This window comes from Orlajensenia flava (genome assembly GCF_004801905.1).
GTDB lineage: Bacteria > Actinomycetota > Actinomycetes > Actinomycetales > Microbacteriaceae > Orlajensenia > Orlajensenia flava.
This window is the reverse complement of the sequence record NZ_SSSN01000005.1, coordinates 362,399-380,337: the sequence shown is the minus strand read 5'-3', so window position 1 is coordinate 380,337 and position 17,939 is coordinate 362,399. Positions and strand designations below refer to the sequence as shown.

Below are 17,939 nucleotides of genomic sequence, written 5' to 3'. Positions count from 1 at the left end.
CTCTCGCAGATTAGCGGTGTCGGAGAATGGATCGCAGGAACGCAGCCCGCGAAGCAGGGAGGATACCGGATGCCGGAGAGCCCAGACACGCCCCTGATGCGGGCGCTCGCGATCGATCGAACGGGCGATGCTGACGAGCTCCACGTCGCCCGGGTGCCGAGGCCGCTGCGCATCAGCGACGAGGTGCTCGTGCGCGTGGTGGCCGCGGGCGTGAACCCGATCGACGTCAAGACCCGCGCCGGGAAGGGCGTCGCCCGTGCCATCACCGCCTGGCCGTTCGTCGGGGGAGGCGACTTCTCGGGGGTCGTCGAGGAGGTCGCCTACGCCCAGCATCCGCTTCCCCCGGGGACGGCCGTGTTCGGCATGGGTCGCGTGCCGCGTGTCGGCGGCAGCTTCGCGGAGTTCATCAGTGTCGCGTCGACCGCGCTCACCCCGAAGCCGGAGACGCTCACGCACGTCGAGGCCGCCGCCGTCCCGATCGCCGCGATGACGGCGTGGGGCATGGTGGTCACGCAGGCCAGGGTCGAACCGGGGATGCGGGTGCTCGTTCACGCTGGCGCCGGCGGCGTCGGCCACTTCGCCGTTCAGTTCGCCTCCCACTTCGGAGCCCACGTGATCGCCACCGGCTCGGCACGGAATGCGGACTTCCTCCGCGAGCTCGGCGCCGATGAGACCGTCGATTACGCCTCCCAGCGCTTCGAGGACGTCGCCGGAAGCGTCGACGTGGTGATCGACCTCATCGGCAACGTCAAGGATGACACCGGAACCCGCTCGCTCGACGTGCTCGCGTCCGGCGGCCTGCTGGTGAACGCGCCGACGGGCAGCTGGCCCACGATGCACGAGGATGCGGCCGCTCGCGGGATGCGTGCGACCGGGTTCAACGTCGCCGCCGACGCGCTGGTGCTCGCCGGCATCGGCGCCCTGATCGACGCGGGCGCCATCCGGGTCCACGTGGACGCGGTCTACGACCTCGATGCCGGCGCCGAGGCGCAACGCATCGTCGAGGGCGGCCACGTGCGCGGCAAGGTCGTCATCCGGGTGGCCGACGAGCACGACTCCAACGAACGTGAGGACGACGACGATGAGTGATGAGCGCAGCGGCCCTTCGATCGTCTGGTTCCGTGAGGACCTGCGGGTCGGCGACAACCCTGCCCTGCTTGCCGCCCGCGAGCACGACCGGCCCGTGGTCGCCCTGTACGTCCTCGACGAGGAGAGCGCTGGCATCCGTCCGCTCGGCGGCGCCGCTCACTGGTGGCTGCACGGGAGCCTCGCCTCCCTCACCACCGACCTGGAGGACCTCGGCGTGCATCTGCTGCTGCGCCGCGGCCCGGCTGAAGAGGTGGTGACAGAGCTCGCCGATGAGCTGGACGCATCGGCGGTGTTCTGGAACCGTCGCTACGGCGGCGCCGAGCGGGCCATCGACACGACCATCAAGACGACGCTTCGTGATCGAGGCGTCGAGGTGGCGAGCTTCGCGGCGTCGCTGCTGTTCGAGCCTTGGACCATCCAGACCGGAGCCGGCGACCCCTACTCCGTCTACACCCCGTTCTGGCGCGCCTGTCTGGCCGCGCCGCCTCCGCGCGAGCCGTTGCCGCGGCCGCGCACGATCGACGGATGGCGGGGGCGAGCGGCATGCAACGACCTGGCCGACTGGCAGCTCGAGCCGACGCATCCCGACTGGGCGGGCGGCATCCGTGACGAGTGGGAGCCGGGTGAGGCGTCGGCTCATCGATCGCTCAAGCGATTCCTGGCGGAAGACGTCGGCGATTACGACGAGGGCCGCGACGAGCCAGCCCAGGACTCGACCTCGAAGCTCTCCCCCCACCTGCGTTGGGGCGAGATCTCGCCGAACGCTGTCTTCGCGGCTGCACAGGAGCGTCGGAAGGGAGCCCGCGGTTCGACGGCGACCGGCATCAGCCGCTTCGTCTCCGAGCTCGGCTGGCGAGAGTTCGCAGCCCACGTGCTCTTCCACGCACCCGACCTCGCAACGAAGAACTGGCGTAGTGAATTCGACGCCTTCCCGTGGCCTCCTCTGCACCGCTCCGCGCTGGAGGCGTGGCAGCAGGGCCGCACGGGCTACCCGATGGTCGACGCGGGCATGCGGGAACTATGGGCCACCGGATATATGCATAACCGCGTACGCATGATCACCGCCTCATTCCTGACGAAGAATCTCCTGATCGACTGGCGCCTTGGAGAGCAATGGTTCTGGGACACGCTGGTCGACGGCGATGGCGCATCCAACCCGTTCAACTGGCAGTGGGTGGCCGGATCGGGTGCCGACGCCGCTCCGTACTTCCGGGTCTTCAACCCCGAGTTGCAGGCCAAGAAGTTCGACCCGCACGGCGAGTACGTGCGTCGCTGGATTCCCGAGATCGGGACGGATGACTACCCCGAGCCGATCGTCGACCTCGCCGAGACCCGGCGAGCGGCGCTGGCGGCCTACGACGTGGTCAAGCGGAGCCGCTGAGGGTCCGAGCGCGATCGCCCGGGCGGATCAGGGCTCGGCGCCCTCGAAGGCGCGAACGGTGTGCCGATAGCCCACCACCTCGTGACCCACGACCTCGACGATTCCTGCACAGGCCACCAGCCCGACGACGATCACGAGCGTCGCGAGATCCTGCGGTTGGGCGAGGTCGATCGGATCACCACCCGCGAGGGCGGCGACGACGACCGCGGCGGCCAGCGGCAGCAGACATCCCAGCAGCAGCGGGATGTGGCTGAGGTCGTAGGAGCGCAGAAGCACCATCCAGGTCGCGTAGATCATGAGCACGAGTGCGGCGAGCGGGATCGCCAACGCGAGCGCGACCTGGAGGAGGGAGAGGCTCTCGTGAGCGATCGCGTCCGCCGCCACCCTCAGGCCCGCTCCGACCGCCGCGATCGCGCCGAAGATCGGCAGGTGAGCGTAGCGCCAGGCGTAGATACGGTCGGGCCACTTCTCGAGGATGATCGCGGACGGGATGAGGAAGTAGGCCCACCACAGGCTCGCCGCGATCACGAGCCCCGAGGCCGCGATGAGCGCCGCGCCGGCCGACCAACCCTGTTCATCCACCAGGGAGCCGACGGCGGTTGTCACGGCGGCCACCACCTCTCCGATCGTGATGAGGGTGAGCAGGCTGAAGCGCTCGGCGATGTGCCCGGCGTTCCACGGCGGTGGGCCGAGGCGCTTCTCGACGACGATCGGCGCGGCCAGTTCCACGACGCCCAGGGCGATGAGGATGCCGATCGTGACCGCAGCGGGCATCGGGATGATGGCCGTGAGCGCCCACCCCGTCTGGGCGACGCCGATCATGATGGCGTAGGCGATGTCGACGCGGCGATGCGCGGCATCCTGCCGGGCGGCGCGGAGCCAGAGCCCGATCAGGGGCACGCGCATGATGATGTAGCCGACGACCATGAGGAGGTTGTTGGGGCTGTCCCCGTGCACCGCCGAGGAGAAGCTGACCGGCAGCCCGAAGGTCAGGATGATCACGCCGATCATCTGCACGATGGTCGCCACTCGGAAGAGGGCGTCGTCGTTTCCGTAAGCCGAGGTGAACCAGGTGTAGTTCATCCACGCCCAGCTCACCGCGAAGATCGCGAAGGCGTATGCGCCGATCGCCGGAAGGGCGTGGCCGTCGCCGATGTAGTGGGCGAGCTGCTCGGCTGCCGCTGCGAAGGCGATCACGTAGGTGAGGTCGTAGAGCAACTCCAGAGGCGTCGTCGTGCGGCCGCGTTCCCGAGGGTCCCGCCCGGTCATGGGACGGATGCGATGGCGCAGCTCGTCGCGGAGCCGGGAGCGCGTCTGGGCCGTGTCGGATGTCATGCCGTCCTCCCGTGATGGGCGTCGCTTCGATGGCCGGCACCGAGCAGGCTCGAGCCGAGTTCGCTGCGGAAGTACAGCACGCTCCGCCCGTAGCGGGTCGACGTGAGCAGTCCGGCATCCCGCAGCGCCCGCAGGTGCTGGTTGACGGCCGAGGTAGTCACGTCGAACCTCACCCCGAGCTCCGTCGACGTTGCGGGTTCCGCCAGCGCGGTGAGCAGGCTCGTGCGCACGCGCCCGAGCACGCCCTCCACGGCGGCGGGGCTGGCGACGCGCTCGGTCTCCCACAGGGCACCCTGCCCTCGAGCCGGGTACATGATCATGGGCGGTCCGTCGCCGACGGGTGCCGACCCGCGGCGGGTGAACATGGTGGGGACGAGCGTGAGCCCCTGTCCGTCGGTCCGCTGCAGGCGTTCAGACGCGCTGGCGAGCCTCACCGACACGAGGTCGCCCGAGAAGCTCACGGTCTCCGACAGCCCGTTGAGCATGGGGCCGAGACCGGACTGGGCGATCTGCCGCCCGCGATAGGCCACGTCGGCCTCCAGCACGGTGCGCATCCGCGGCCAGTACGGGGCGAAGCAGGAGTCCCAGAGCGCTCGGAGGGCGTCGACCACGCGGCGGAGCGCGAGGCGGGGATCGCCTAGCAGAGCAGGCGGGATGCCGCCGTGCAACGCGTCGAGGTCGCGGAGGAAGATGGAGGTGCGGGTGCGGGAGAGCACGGCGAATTCGTCGTCGATGCGCGTGAGCGGCGAGGTCGGGCGCGGGTTCAGGAACTCCGGGGTCCAGAACCGCTCGTCGATGAGCGCCATCAGGGTCGGGGTGTCCAGCAGCGCCCGAGCGTCCTCGGTGCGACGCAGCCACGGGAGCTGAAGCGGGAACCTCGACGGATCCTTGATGGCGCGCAGCGAGAGGCCCAGTTCGCAGAGCGGGGAGAGTCCGAACCGCACGCCGCCGAGGTCCGCATCTGTCAGCTGGTAGCTCACCATGAAGCATCACGCTACATCCATATCGCGGTCGGCGACGGCGGCGGATGATCGACGCGTGAGCGACAGGAACCCGGACACCGACGCCGTGCCGGTCGTCGAACCGGCCGTCGACGGGGCGCGCCAGCTGGAGGGGTCCGCCGCTACTGAGCCGACGGCACAGGGGCTGCGCGCGCGGCTGGCCGCATCCGTCGCGGACCCGGTGCTGCGCATACTGGTCATCTCCACGGCTATCGGGCGCATCGGCCGCGGGGTGTTCCTCACCATCACCGTGCTCTATTTCACCCTCATCGTCGGGCTCTCGCCGGTGCAGGTGGCCATCGTGCTGACGGTGGCGAGCGCGGTGGGCGTCGCATCCTCGGCGATCGGCGGCCAGCTGGCCGACCGCGTCAGCGCCCGTCGACAGCTGGTCGTATGCATGGCGCTGCAGGGCGTCGGACTCATCGCCTACGTCTTCGCTACGTCGTTCCCCGCTGCGCTCGTCATCGGTGCCCTGGTCGGCGGCGTCGACGCTGCGTCCAATGCCACCCGGATGGCGATCATCGCCCGTGCGTTCGAGGGTCCGGCGCGGGTGAACGCGCGTGCCATCCTGCGGACCATCACCAACGTGTCGATCGCCGCCGGATCGGCGATCGGAGGCATCGCGCTCGTCATCGGCACACCCGAGGCGTACCGGGGCGTGATGATCGGGGCGGGCATCGTCTTCCTCAGCAGCGTGTTCGTCGCCGCACGCCTACCGCGTCGGGTCGACGCCCCACCGCGGGAGCCGTTCGTGGCCACCGAGACCCGGCCCACGGCATCCGTCGCCCGCCGCGCACACTCCCCGTGGCGCGACCCGCGCTTCCTCGCGATCACGGCACTGAGCGCGATCTTCGGCATGCAGTTCGCCCTCTTCGAGGTGGGCGTGCCCATCTGGATCGCACACGACACCGTTGCTCCGACAGCCGTCGTCTCGGCGCTGCTCATTCTCAACACCATCGTCGTGGTGATCTTCCAGGTGCCTCTCTCCCGTGGCACGCATGATGTGCGACGGGCGGGAACGGTCACCGCGTGGGCCGGAATGCTCATGGTCGCGGCCTGCGGGCTGTACTTCGCGGCATCCGTTCCGATCGCGTGGGTGGGCACGGCGCTGCTCGTGGTCGCCGCGCTCGCTCACGCCTTCGCCGAGGTGTTCTCGCAGGCGGGCGGATGGGGGCTGAGCTTCGAGCTGGCGGATCCCGCGGCCCCAGGCGCGTACCAGGGCCTGTTCGCAATGGGCTACAACGTGGGATCGATGGTCGCGCCGCTGGCGATCACGGCCGCCCTGGCGTGGGGCGTCGGAGGCTGGGCCGCGATGGCCGCGGTGTTCCTCGCATCGGCGCTGGGCACGACCGCTATCGCCTGGCGGGCGGCTGCGCAGAGCGTTGCGGTCTGAGTACGGCATCCCGGCGCGCTCCGAGGCGACGCCCATCCGGGCTGGCGTAGCGTTGTGGGATGCGCGAGAGTGAGCGGCGCCCTCGCACCCGCGCCAGGGTCGTGCGGACTGTTCTGGGCGGATGGCGACTGGCACTGGCCATCGTCGAGGTCGTGGCCATCGTCGCCAACTTCACCTACGTGCTCGGATTCTCGGCCTTCGGCGTCTCGAACTTCTTCTGTTACTTCACCATCATGACGGCGATCGCCACGGTGCCGACGCTCGTCGCCGGCGGCGTCTTCGCCCTGCGCCGACCGGCCGAGCCGCGAGCCCTGGCGATGCTCCGCACCGTCGTGCTCACGCACCTGCTGCTGTCGGGGCTCGTCTTCGGCATCATCGTCTCGCAGGCCTCCACCCGCGACTATCGCATCGAGGTGCCGTGGTCAGACCAACTGCTGCACTTCCTGATCCCGGTCCTGGTGCTGGCCGACTGGCTCGTCGACCGCTTCGCCGGGCCGCTCGCGGTCGCGCTGCCCTGGCGGACGGTGCTCTGGGCGATCCCGTTCCCCACCGTGTGGCTGGCGTTCACCCTGTGGCGCGGGCAGGCGGTCGGCTGGTACCCCTACTTCTTCCTCGACCCGGCGCAGGTGAGCGGGCCGTGGGAGATCGCGATGTATTGCGCGGCCGTCCTCGTCATCATCATGTCGATGACGGGGGCGTTGGTGTGGGCGAGCCGGGCCCGGTGCCTTCGGCCGGCGTAGCCAGGAAGGGCTCCAGCGACGGCAGCACCGCGGCGAGGGCTGCATCGTCGCCGAGTTCGGCGATGGCCGACGCGTGGCCGGCCGCAATGGTGCCGACCAGGACGGCGTCTCCGGTCACCGGCTGGAGGTTGACCCAGCGGGCGACGGCGGCATCCGTTCCCACCGTGCTGAACACGGTGGCGGTGCTCGACCAGAACGGCTCGTCATAGCGCAGCCAGATGCGGTCGACCGTTCCCATGCCGAGGATCGAGATGGCCCGGGCCTTCGTCAGCGGCAACTCCGGGATGAACGAGAGGGCATCGCCCTTGAGCACGCCGAGCGGCACCGTGACGATCGCCCGGTCGACCGTCAACGACTCCCCTGTCGCGAGACGGATGCCCACGCGCGTGTCGGTGTAGCTCACCTGGGTGACCGCGCTCTTCGTGAGCACGTCGATTCCGTCGGCGAGCTTCTCGACCATCTCCGAGAAGCCGTCTGTGGGGATGAAGTCGCCGATGCCGTCGCCCGACTCCGCCGCTCCCCCGTTCCACGCCGACAGCCGGTCCGATGATGCGCCCGTACGAGGCGCCACCCGGGCGTTCAGGTCGTACGCCAGCCAGTCGGCTGGGCTCACGCCGTCGGCGTCCTTCTCGGTGGAGAGGGCGCCGGCACCGGATGCCGCGAGCGCCCGATCGACCGTGACGTCGTGCGGGCCGCCGCTCGACCATTCGACGGCGGAGGTGACGGCGTCGGCCCCGACCGGCGACGCCGTCACGGTGGACCCGGTTGACGTCCGCACGTCGTCGATGCGGTCGAAGGTGGTGTACCCGACTCCGGCCTGGTCGAGCTGCTGGCGGAAGGCGTCGTCGCCCTCGGCGATGGTCCACGGCCCGAGCTCGACGGGAACCGGCCAGGAGTCGCTGCTACGGCTCGCGATGCGGCCGCCCGCACGGTCGCGCGCCTCGATGACGCGCACCGTGAAGCCCGCCTCGATGAGTGCACGCGCCGCCGTGAGGCCGGAGGCGCCGGCCCCGATGACCGCGATGCGTTCACCGCCGACGGCGACGTCGCGAAGGGCGCGCGCGGCATCCGCTCCCGAGGCGATCGCGCCGTCCACGGTCCCCGGTTGCTCTACCGAGCACGCCTCCCCGGCGAAGAACAAACGGTCGCCGACGGGCGCTGCGAGGTCGATGCGGTTCTGGTCGGTCGCGCCGACGGCGGTGAAGCTGGCGGCACCGCGCGCGAACGGATCGTGGCTCCAGCGCGATCGCATCATCGATCGGGGGGACGGCACCGGGGTCGGCGTTCCGGTCGGGGTGGGCGTGGCCGTCGGCGTCTTGGTGGTCGGAGTGGGACCGGCTTCGAACGTGCAGGCGGAGAGGGTGGCGGCGGTGACCAGGCCGACGGCGCCCGCGAGGAACGTCCTGCGCCCCACTGCGCCGCCCCCGCTTGAGCCTCCCACGCTCCCATTCTGCCCGAGCGCGGTGAACTCGCTCTCAGCCGAGCGGTCGTTCGAGCACGTCGTCGTCCTCTTGGCGGTCCCCGACGAGGAAGTGCTTGCGGCCCACCTTGGCGAATCCGCTCTTCTCGTAGAACCGGATGGCGCGCGTGTTCTCCTCGTTCACGCCCAGCCAGATGCCGGTCACCGGTCGTCGAGCAGCCTCGGCCAGCGTTGCCTGCATGAGCGGTGCGGCGACGCCGGTGCCGTGGGCCTCGGCCCGCGTGTAGAACTTGCTGAGCTGGACGGTCGGGCGCAGCGAGATGGATGACGCGACGTCGGCGTCCGTCGGTTCGCCGTAGAGGAGGAGCGAGTAGCCGACGGGTGGGCGCCCGGACCCGGTCCCGGCCGCGCTGTCGGGGGCACTCCCGCTCTCGCCCTCGGTGCCCCTCTCGGTGCCGCCCTCGGTGCCGCTGTCGGTACCGCTGTCGGTACCGCTCTCGGCGATCAGGATGACGCAGTCGGGGTCGGCGAGGTGCTCCGCGAATCGCTCCTGGGTGAAGTGCTCGGCGATGAAGGCGTCGATGGCCTCCGGCGTCGTGTGCGGAGGACAGGCCAGCGCGAAGGTCGCGCCGGCCAGCTCCGACAGCACGGCAGCGTCGAGCGTGGTGGCGATGCGGGTGGTGAGGCTCACCTCGCGAGCCTACCGAGTGGGCGTATCGTCATCCGTCCGCGGGTCTTCGGATGCTGTCGATTCGCCACCGTCCGCGTCGTCGTCACTGTCGTCGCCTTCGCCCTCCCGCGGGGTGCGTCGGCGCAGGACGAGCAGCGTGACGCCTGCTGCGACGATGATGGCGGCCAGTGCGACGCCGATCCAGAGGATGTCGCCGAGCGCGGCGTCGTTGGACGCGACAGTCTTCGTCGTCGCGGCCGGGGCCTCCGTCGATGCGCCGGGAGCGGCTGTCGCACAGGTCGGCGGCTTCGCGCTGCCGTCGGCGAGGGTCTGGCCCGCTGCCGGTTGCCACTCGAACGTGTAGCTGCCCGAGACCGGGTGGCCATCCGTCGACACGACCTGCCAGGTCACCGTGTAGGTGCCCGGCTTTCCGAGCTGGGCGTCGAGTTCGATGGTGGGCCCGAGCAGCTGCGAGCATCCGTCGCCGTAGTAGCGCGGATCGTCGGACGGACCCGAGACCTCCATCGTCGAGCCGTTCCCGAAGCCGAGGAGGTTGTCGTTCGTGGTCAGGCTGATGGTTCCCGGCTGCTCCGTGACGGTCGAGCCTTCTGCCGGGCTCGACGAGACGGGGTAGTTGTGGGCGGATGCCGGCCCGGCCGCGAGCAGGGAGCCGACGACGAGCGCGGCTCCCGCCCCGACCGCGGCGAAGCGGCCGAGACGGGATCCGGTGCGGGTGCGCATGGGCTAGGCCCGGCTACCGCGGCGACGACTCACGACGGCGATGACGATGCCGACGACGCCCACGATGAGCCCGGCGACGCCGAGCACGCGAGCGAGCACGTCGGGGCCGGCCTGGGTGGACGAGGCTGCCGCATCCGTCGTCGAGACCGTCTCGGCGGCGTGGTCGTGACCCTCGGCCGTCGCGGCGGTCACGGTGATGGCGGGGGCGGGGTGCTCGGGCTCCTCGCCGCCGGCCGGCGTCTTCTGGTTCCACTCGGTGGAACCCGCCTCGCAGGTCTGCGTCACGGGGAACTCGAGGGTCTTGCCCGCGGCATCCTCGGGCAGCGGCACCGACAGCGTGAAGGTGTCGCGCTCGTCTGGTGCCAGTGGCGTGGTGGCGGTGTAGACGACCTGGCCGACGCGCTCGGTGATGGAGTTGCCCTCCGAGTCGGTGATGGGCTTGGCGAGCTTGACGCTCACCTTCTCGATGGTCCAGTTCGGGTTGACCGTCGGGGTGACCGAGACGACGCTCTCGGGGATGTCGATGGCGATCTTGGTGGTGGGCGATCCGTCGCAGCCGTGGGGGACCGAGAAGGTGAGGTCGGAGTAGCTGCCCGCGGCGGTGCTGTCGGGGGTGACCTCGATGTGGGCGCTGGCCGAGAGGGGGACGGCGACGGCGAGGAGCAGGCCGGCACCGAGGGCGGATGCGGCGATGGCAGGGGTGCGGAGTTTCATGATGTCCTTCAGGTGAGGGGCGCCTGGGACGCGATGTCGCGTCAGTGAGTGTTCGGCGCGGAGGGGAATGCGGTTGGGAGCGGGTTCTAGGCGAACGCGCCGGCCACCGGCGGACCTCGATGCCTCATGGAGGACAGCAGCACCTCGGCATCGTGCGAGACGACCCGGATGACGGATGCGCCCAGCCGCACGAGAACGACGGGCACGACGCGTGCAAGTTCGAGCGACAGCGTGCGAACGACGGCGATGACGACCCCGGCGATCGCACGCACGGCGAGCTCCCCGCGGCGGAGGGCGAGGATGGTGACCGCCGCCGCCGCCCCATGGGCGATCCACATCGCCGAGTCGCCGCCCGTCATGGTGGGCATGACGTGGACGAGGTCGGCCGACATCGCCGCGGACGAGAGATGGTGCTCTGGCGCGGCGGATCCAGCGGCGCTTCCGCCGGTGACGGCGAACAGCGCGTGATAGGCGAGTTGACTGACCACGACGGATGCGCCCAGGCGCCACGTCGAGAATCCTCTGCCGGCGAGGCCGATGCAGACGAGCACGGCGAACGTGTACGCGAGGGCGGCGCCCGGGCCTAGCGGCACGGCGCCGCCACCGATGGTGTGCGAGAGACCGGCGAGCAGCGTGGCGACGGATGCCGCGGCGACACCACGACCGACGCGCACGCCCCGGGAACTCATGCCCACCAGCCTACGCGGCATGCTGCGCTGCCGGTCGAGTAGCGCAGACGTGCCAGCGGCTCCGCGTATCGAGACCCTGGCGGTTCACTCCGAACGCCAGTCAGGCAATAGTCGCCAGCGCAGGCCATAGCGGCCGATTACTGCCTGACCAACGCGCTATTGCCTGAATCGAGGATGAGTGAGGGCTTCGATGTGGACTCCCGCACGTGCGAGTGGCGAGCCTCGATACGCCTGCTCGCTGCGCTCGCGGGCTACTCGACGAGCAACGCCGCCGGTCGAGTAGCGCAGACGCGCAGCGGCTCCGCGTATCGAGACCCTCGCACGTGCGAAGTGGCCGGCCTCGATTCGCCTGCTCGCTGCGCTCGCGGGCTACTCGATCAGTGATGGGGTCACCAGAGGATGACCGGGAACGGGAGGCTCGTCGACGGCTTCACCGTGTCGGAGCCCGCGTACGACGACCGGATCAGGTGGACGCCGGCCTTCAGCTTCGGCAGCGTGACCGTCGCCCGGCCCTTGTCTCCCGCGTTGAGCGTCACGCTGGCGATCTTCTTCGAGCCGTCGAAGATCGACACCTCGCCGGTCGGTTCGGTGCCCCGCGCAACGACGATGACGGTGTACTTCACCGACGTGTTGTGGCTGGCGAGCACGGTGCTGGCGTACCCGACGGTGGTCGACGCCACGGCCGGAACCGGCTGTGTGATCGCGATCGGCACCGAGATCGATGTCCCGGTCGACGGCACCGCGATCGTCAGCTGCTGCGCGCCCGACACCCCGGCCGGCACCGTGAAGGTGACGGATGCACGACCCACCTCATCCGTCGTGTCGACGATCGTCGGATCGATGGGCGCGGTGCCCACCACCGTCCCGCCGATGGAGAGTTGCACCTCCGTCGCAGCGGGCTCCCCCGCGCTGAAGGCGAGCGACGACAGATCGGCCGTCACGGATTCTACCGCTGCGTACGCGGTTCCGGAGGCCGGAGCGGTCAGCTTCAGCCCCACGGCGCGCTGGGCGTAGTCGGGCGATGCCGGAGAGTTCGCCGCCATGTAGTCGACCATCGACGAGAGGTCGACCTTGCCGGAGTCCGCCTTGTTCGCGCCCTGCGCCAAGGTGGTGAAGTTGTCTCCACCGGACGCGAGGAACGAGTTGACGACCACCCGGATCGACTGGCCATCCGTCACCGGCACGCCGCCCAGCATCAGGTGGGTGATGTGCGATCCGGCAGGGGCCGTCGGGTCCTCGGTGTAGGTCAGCCCCTTCGAGACGCCGAGCTTGAGGAACGGCCGGGCGGCGGTGGCCGGCTGCCACTGCTGCTCGAGCACCTGCTTGAGCTGGGCGCCCGTGAGCGTCTCCGTCACGAGGGTGTTGGCGAAGGGCTGGACGACCGCCGCCTCCTTATAGGTGAGGTTGCCGTCGGGATCGTTCGGCCCGGTCGAGGCGAACGTGAGGTCGGCACGCAGTCCGCCCGGGTTCATCAGGGCCACCTGGATGTCGGCCGCGTCGCGCTGAGCGCTCCACAGCTGCACGTCGGCGACGAAGTTGCCGAGCGTCGACTCCCCTCCGCGGTTCTCAGAGCCGTTGGACTGCTTCGCCCGGTTGAAGTCGGCGGTGATGTCGCCGAGCTTCACGGCGCCGAGCACGTTCGCCTTAGCCACGGCATCCGCGACGATCGGCGCCACGGCCGGGTCGTCGGCGTAGTTGGGCGTGTAGGTGGTCGTGCTGCCGTTGACGACCTTGGTCTTCAAGTCGAAGGTCTGGTTGGCCGCCGAGAGCAGCTGCTTCGTCTGCGGGTTCACCTGGATGTCCATGACGCTGAACTTCTCGCCGTACTGGCCGGAGGAGATGACCGGTCGCCCGTTGATCACGTGGTTGTACGCCAGGTGGGTGTGGCCGGAGACGATCGCGTTCACCGACGGCACCACGCCGTTGACGATCTTGCCGAACGGACTGTTCGGGTCGGTCGCCGACGAGATGTCGGTCGTCGCCGCGCCTTCGTGCACGAGGAGCACGAGCACATCCGCCTCGCCGTTGGACGGATCGCCATCCTTCAGCTCAGCGGCGACCTCGTTGACGGATGCGGTGACGTCGCGGATGTCGAGATCCGCGATGCCGGCCGGGCTCACCAGCGAGGGCAGCTCGTTGGTGACGGCTCCGATGAAGCCGACGGTGACGCCGTTGAAGGTCTCCGTCGAGTACGCCGGGAGTGCGCGCTGTCCGTTCTTGAGGAACACGTTGGCGCCGAGGTAGTCCCACGACGCGGCCGGGATGACCCGGTCGCGGAGGTCGGCCCAGCCCTTGTCGAACTCGTGGTTGCCGACCGAGCTGACGTCGAGGCCGGCGGCGTTGAGCGCGTCGATGGTCGGCTTGTCCTGCTGGATGAAGGACGTGAACGTCGAAGCGCCGATCATGTCGCCTGCAGCGGCGAACACCGTGTTCGGGTTCGACGCGCGCACCTGCTTGACCGCCGTCGAGAGCGCGGCGATGCCGGCGGCGGCCGATCCCGACTCGTTCTCGATGCGTCCGTGGAAGTCGTTCACGGTCACGAGGTCGATGTCGACCGGGGCGACGGCGTTCGAGACACCGACGACGATCGGGTCGTGGTCGCTGGAGCGGTAGGGAGAGGTTCCATCCGTCGCACCGAAGGCGTAGCCGCGGTCGCTCCACTCAGGCGAGTTGATGTTCCAGACGCCGACTCCTGTGACGGTGGGCGCGACCGACGGGCTCGCGAGCACGTGGTCGAGCGAGCCGAGCTCGCCGTTGAAGGAGTAGGTGTACTGACCGGCCGCCTTGGTCGGCACGAGGTCGGTCCACCCGGCCTGGACGAACACCTGGATCGGGTCCTCCTTCGCGTACGCGTTGAAGTCGCCGATGAGGAACACGTCATCGCTGTGCGCCTCGGCACGGAGCTGTTCGGTCCAGGCGAGCGTCGCCTGCGCCTGCTTGACGCGGTCGGCGTTGAAGTAGCCCTGGCCGTCGGCCGGCTCCCCCGTCGCACCGCTCGGCGGCGTCTTGGACTTGAGGTGGTTGGCGGCGACCGTGATGGTCTTGCCCTGGAAGGAGAAGGTCTGCGCGATGGGCTCGCGGGCGTTGCCCCACACGGTCTCGTCGATCGGCACGGTCTTGCTGTCGCCCACGCGGGTGACGGATGCCGGCTTGTAGATGAGCGCGGTCGTGATGTAGTCGGTGATCGACGCGTCGTTCAGGGCGTCGGGCGTCGGCACGAACGCCCAGACGTCGGATCCGGCGGCGGCGTTGAGCGCGTCGACGAGTTCACCGAGCGCCTCGTCCTCGGGCTCGCCGAGCTTGACCGAGTTCTCGATCTCCTCGAGCGAGACGACGTCGGCGTCGAGGCCGTTGATGGCCGCGACGATCTTGGCCTGCTGCTTGGCGAACTGCTCGGCCGTGGCCGCGCCGCGCGCGTTGGAGTTCTCGCTCGTGAGGGTCGTGAAGTAGTTGTAGACGTTGAAGGAGGCCAGTCGGATGTCGCCGCCCACCTCCGGCGGCGCAGCCGGGCGGGGGTTCGTCTGCTCGAAGGTCGGCTTGTAGTCGGCGCTGCTGGCATCCGTGATGGGGATCTGCGGCTGCAGGCGCCAGTCGTCGAAGCCGTAGCTCAGCACGTACGGCTTGACCGGGAAGTCGACAACGTCGCCGTTCCGCACGACGGTGTCGGTCGTGAAGTACGGCTGGTCGCCGAGGTGCGCGGCGCTCGTGACCTGGGAGTTCCATCCGTCGTCGAGGAGGACGCGGTCGGCGCGGTTCGCGGCGGCGATGGCTTGCGCATCCGCCCCGGGTGTTGCCTGCTCGGTCGCGGTCACGAGCTGGTCGGCTCCCGCCGATAGCCATAACGTTCCGAAGTTGTAGAGCTGGTGGCTGGAGGAGAGCCGGTACGTGCCGGTCGGTGCGACCAACATGCCCTCGTAGGCCTCGCGGTCCGCGCCGCGTACCGAGTCGGGCAGCGGTGTGACCGCCGGAAGTCCGGCTCCGGGCTGCGTGACCGTGAGCGCGCCGGCCGTCGAGGCGCTGATCTGGGTGAGTCCGAAGTACTCGCTCACCTTGCCCGTGACGCTCACGGCGTCGCCGATGGCGAGGCTCGGCTTCTGGCTGCCGAGGAACACGAAGATGCCGTCGGATGCGCCGGGCGTGGCATCCGTCTCCCCGCCGCTTCCGGCGGTCTGAATGTAGACGCCGTTGTAGCCGCCCGTGCGCTCGTCGGCCGTGACGATGCCGTCGACCGTGACGGCGTCTGGTGCACCCGCGTAGGGGCTCGCGCTGCCCGTTCCCTGAACCTCGGCGATCGTGAGCGTCGCCGCGAACGCGGGAGTTGCGGTGAACGCTCCGAGGGCGAGCGCGCCGGCAGCTGCAACCGCGACGGCGGCACGACGTGCACCTCGGAAGACGGACTCTGACGGGGCCTGAATGCCCGATCGCTGACTCATGCTGTTGCTCTCCTCGCGGTGACGGCGCTCGTGACGGACATGCAGAATGCAGGCGCGACCGGCGCTCGAACTGCCACTGGCCGCGAACAACGACGCCTCGGCGCCCGACCCCGAAGGGGTAGCACCCGATGAGGGGTCAGGTGGCAGCCTATGAGTTGCCCCTGACACTGCCAAGAGGCGAAACCTGTTCGTCATGTGCTCTTAAGTTGCCGGGCACCGGCCGTTGCTCACCCGCGCCGAGGGACCATCCGATCTCGCACATCCGCACTCAGCCCTAGGCTGTACCGCGATGCTCACAGCGATTCTCGGGGTGACCGGCGCCCTCATCTTCGGTTCCGCCGACTTCCTCGGTGGCCTCGCGTCCAAGCGGGTGAGCCCGCTCGTCGCCACCGCCGTGGCGGCTCTCACCGGTCTCGTGCTGCTGCTGGTCGCGCTCCCCGTCATCGGCGGTGAGTTCTCGTCCGGCGCGGTGCTTTGGGGAGGACTCTCGGGCGTCAGCGGCGCGGTGGCTATCTCGCTGCTCTATGCGTGCCTCGCGATCGGGCCGATGAGCATCCTCTCCCCGCTCACCGCTGTCGTCTCGGCCGTCGTTCCGCTCGCCGTGGCCCTGATCGGCGGCGAGCGCCTCGGATCGCTCGGATACTGGGCTCTCGGCATCGCCCTCGTCGCTGTCGTGCTGGTGGGCTTCGTTCCCGAGAAGGGTGCGGTGCGGCCGAGCCTCCGCGGCATCCTCATGGCGATCGGATCCGGCGCCGCCATCGGCATCTTCCTCGTTCTCATCGACCTGTCGCCCGACGACAGCGGGCTCGCACCGCTCGTGATGAACCGGGCCGTCAACGGCTCCATCATGCTGGTCACCCTCGGCGTCCTGTGGGTTGTCGGGCGGCGGCCGAGGGGTGGGCAGGAGACCGGCGGGGGCGGGGCGGATGCCGGCGCGAGCGGGGCGGATGCGGGCGCGAGCGTGGCGGACGTCGGCGGCGAGGCGGATGGCGGCACCGTCGTCGTGGCCGTCGCCGACCGCCGGGCGGTGGTGCGTGCCGGCATCCGTTTCGCCATCGCCTGCGGCGTCGTCGACGCGGTGGCCAACACGCTGCTGCTGTTCGGCATCCGTGTCGGCGATCTCAGCGTCATGAGCGTGCTGACGGCGCTCTACCCGGCCGGCACGATCCTGCTGGCCGCGATCGTGCTGCGCGAACGGATAGCTCCGGTCCAGTGGGTCGGACTCGTGCTAGCGCTCACCGCCGCGGGGATGCTGGCGGTGGCCTGAGGGCGGTCGTGAACGCCGGCGCGGCTCGTCAGCGACCGCGCTGGACGCGCGGTGGGGAGAACAGCAGCCCGAATCCGACCGCGATCACGATGCCGATGAGCACCCCCGCGATGACACTGCTCAGCGTGTAGCCGAGCGCCACCCCGAGCAGCGCGCCGACGATGATGCCGAGCACCCAGGCGACCGGCGCGCTCATGTGCTTGCGGCCAGCGCGGCCGCTCGGACGGGGCTCGGGGGTTTGCGTCATGTGCCCATTATGGTTTCTGCCGGAACCGCGCCCGCGCGCCCGCATGCGCGTTATGGCACTCAACCGCGGACGGTCGGCCGGAAGACCTTGGTCGGCTCGCCCCCCGTCACGAGCTCTCCGACGAACTCCACGAGCCGGAACGGCAGCAGCGAGAGCAGGTGCAGCGCGATGAGCGGAGCCGTGAAGGCGCCGCCGTAGCTGAGCACGAGCATGAGTCCGGCGTCGCGCCCCCACGGCAGCGCCAGCGCCGCCGGAACCAACAGCAGCAGCAGCCAGAGCGGATTCGAGAACGCCAGAACGGATGCCAGCACCACCACCGCGAGCGCCACCACGGCCTGCGCGATCATCAGCACGGCGACCCACGGCTTGAAGGCGACGTAGCGCCCGACCGACACCCACGACCACATCAGCCATGCGCGCACCAACGGAACGCGCTGTTCCCGCAGCCCGACGCGGAAGACGCGGTCGTCGGTGCGACGCTGCCCGAGCGCCGCAGCGGGGTCGCCCAGCAGGTCGGCGGCATCCGACCGGGCGTCGTGCACGATCGCCGCAGCCGACTGCCGGCCGTAGGAGGCGACGAAACTCCAGAGGAACTGCGGAACGGAGGCCAGGTCGGTCCGCTGACCGTCCTGGGGATGATCGCTCGGCGTGTGCGCGGGCGCCGTGTACTCGACGGTGCCCCCGGGCTCCCGGTAGTGGATCGCCGAGCGCAGTTGGAACCGGTAGTCGTCGGGTGGGACCTGCGCCAACTCGATGCTCGCCAGCGGCTCTCCGTCGGCATTCGTGTACGGCATCGCACTCCTCGCTTCGCGTCCCGCT

General features: G+C 69.9%; 15 protein-coding genes. 5 read left to right on the top strand and 10 right to left on the bottom strand.

Annotation, left to right across the window (positions count from 1 at the left end):
- Positions 1 to 69 precede the first annotated feature (69 nt).
- Positions 70 to 1,089, top strand: a complete 1,020-nt coding sequence (locus E6C70_RS09575) for an NADP-dependent oxidoreductase (protein WP_235833372.1) — start codon at positions 70 to 72, stop codon at positions 1,087 to 1,089.
- On the top strand, positions 1,082 to 2,470 hold the full coding sequence (locus E6C70_RS09570; protein WP_136424298.1) for a cryptochrome/photolyase family protein: 1,389 nt from the start codon (positions 1,082 to 1,084) through the stop codon (positions 2,468 to 2,470). Before E6C70_RS09575 ends, E6C70_RS09570 begins: the two co-directional genes overlap by 8 nt.
- Before the next feature lie 27 nt (positions 2,471 to 2,497).
- On the opposite strand, the gene E6C70_RS09565 is transcribed toward E6C70_RS09570, so the two are convergent.
- Both E6C70_RS09565 and E6C70_RS09560 read right to left on the bottom strand, forming a co-directional pair.
- Positions 2,498 to 3,805: a low temperature requirement protein A gene (locus tag E6C70_RS09565; RefSeq protein WP_136424297.1), complete on the bottom strand. Its 1,308-nt coding sequence runs from the start codon at positions 3,803 to 3,805 to the stop codon at positions 2,498 to 2,500.
- The gene (locus E6C70_RS09560) at positions 3,802 to 4,788 is read right to left on the bottom strand and encodes an ArsR/SmtB family transcription factor (protein ID WP_136424296.1); all 987 of its coding nucleotides are present in this window, start codon (positions 4,786 to 4,788) and stop codon (positions 3,802 to 3,804) included. Before E6C70_RS09560 ends, E6C70_RS09565 begins: the two co-directional genes overlap by 4 nt.
- A 55-nt stretch (positions 4,789 to 4,843) precedes the next feature.
- Between E6C70_RS09560 and E6C70_RS09555 the strand changes: the two genes are divergently transcribed.
- Both E6C70_RS09555 and E6C70_RS09550 read left to right on the top strand, forming a co-directional pair.
- A complete protein-coding gene (locus E6C70_RS09555; RefSeq protein ID WP_235833371.1) occupies positions 4,844 to 6,199 on the top strand; it encodes an MFS transporter in 1,356 nt (451 codons plus the stop codon).
- Positions 6,200 to 6,258: 59 nt separating this feature from the next.
- Positions 6,259 to 6,939 (top strand): Pr6Pr family membrane protein, encoded by a 681-nt coding sequence (locus E6C70_RS09550; protein WP_136424294.1) that lies wholly within the window; start codon positions 6,259 to 6,261, stop codon positions 6,937 to 6,939.
- On the opposite strand, the gene E6C70_RS09545 is transcribed toward E6C70_RS09550, so the two are convergent.
- The 6 genes from E6C70_RS09545 to E6C70_RS09520 form a co-directional block, all read right to left on the bottom strand.
- Entirely contained in the window at positions 6,878 to 8,380 is a 1,503-nt protein-coding gene (locus E6C70_RS09545; RefSeq protein WP_136424293.1) for a flavin monoamine oxidase family protein, read from the bottom strand. The two genes, E6C70_RS09550 and E6C70_RS09545, sit on opposite strands and share 62 nt — an antisense overlap.
- A 34-nt stretch (positions 8,381 to 8,414) precedes the next feature.
- A complete protein-coding gene (locus E6C70_RS09540) occupies positions 8,415 to 9,050 on the bottom strand; it encodes a GNAT family N-acetyltransferase (protein ID WP_136424292.1) in 636 nt (211 codons plus the stop codon).
- Positions 9,051 to 9,059: 9 nt separating this feature from the next.
- Positions 9,060 to 9,770, bottom strand: a complete 711-nt coding sequence (locus E6C70_RS09535; RefSeq protein ID WP_136424291.1) for a copper resistance CopC family protein — start codon at positions 9,768 to 9,770, stop codon at positions 9,060 to 9,062.
- Between the two features lie 3 nt (positions 9,771 to 9,773).
- A complete protein-coding gene (locus E6C70_RS09530) occupies positions 9,774 to 10,484 on the bottom strand; it encodes a YcnI family copper-binding membrane protein (protein WP_136424290.1) in 711 nt (236 codons plus the stop codon).
- Positions 10,485 to 10,570: 86 nt separating this feature from the next.
- A complete protein-coding gene (locus E6C70_RS09525; protein ID WP_136424289.1) occupies positions 10,571 to 11,173 on the bottom strand; it encodes a hypothetical protein in 603 nt (200 codons plus the stop codon).
- Positions 11,174 to 11,562: 389 nt separating this feature from the next.
- Positions 11,563 to 15,606, bottom strand: coding sequence for an ExeM/NucH family extracellular endonuclease (locus E6C70_RS09520; RefSeq protein ID WP_235833370.1), 4,044 nt, complete (start codon positions 15,604 to 15,606; stop codon positions 11,563 to 11,565).
- 289 nt (positions 15,607 to 15,895) lie between these two features.
- On the opposite strand from E6C70_RS09520, the gene E6C70_RS09515 reads away from it, so the two are divergent.
- Positions 15,896 to 16,873, top strand: coding sequence for an EamA family transporter (locus tag E6C70_RS09515; RefSeq protein ID WP_136424287.1), 978 nt, complete (start codon positions 15,896 to 15,898; stop codon positions 16,871 to 16,873).
- 28 nt (positions 16,874 to 16,901) lie between these two features.
- Here the strand turns inward: E6C70_RS09515 and E6C70_RS09510 are convergent, their stop codons facing one another.
- Together E6C70_RS09510 and E6C70_RS09505 are read right to left on the bottom strand one after the other, a co-directional pair.
- A complete protein-coding gene (locus E6C70_RS09510; protein ID WP_136424286.1) occupies positions 16,902 to 17,120 on the bottom strand; it encodes a hypothetical protein in 219 nt (72 codons plus the stop codon).
- Positions 17,121 to 17,179: 59 nt separating this feature from the next.
- Positions 17,180 to 17,914 carry a DUF1353 domain-containing protein gene (locus tag E6C70_RS09505; RefSeq protein WP_168770904.1) on the bottom strand — a complete coding sequence of 245 codons (735 nt, stop codon included), beginning with the start codon at positions 17,912 to 17,914 and terminating at the stop codon, positions 17,180 to 17,182.
- Between the last annotated feature and the right edge of the window lie 25 nt (positions 17,915 to 17,939).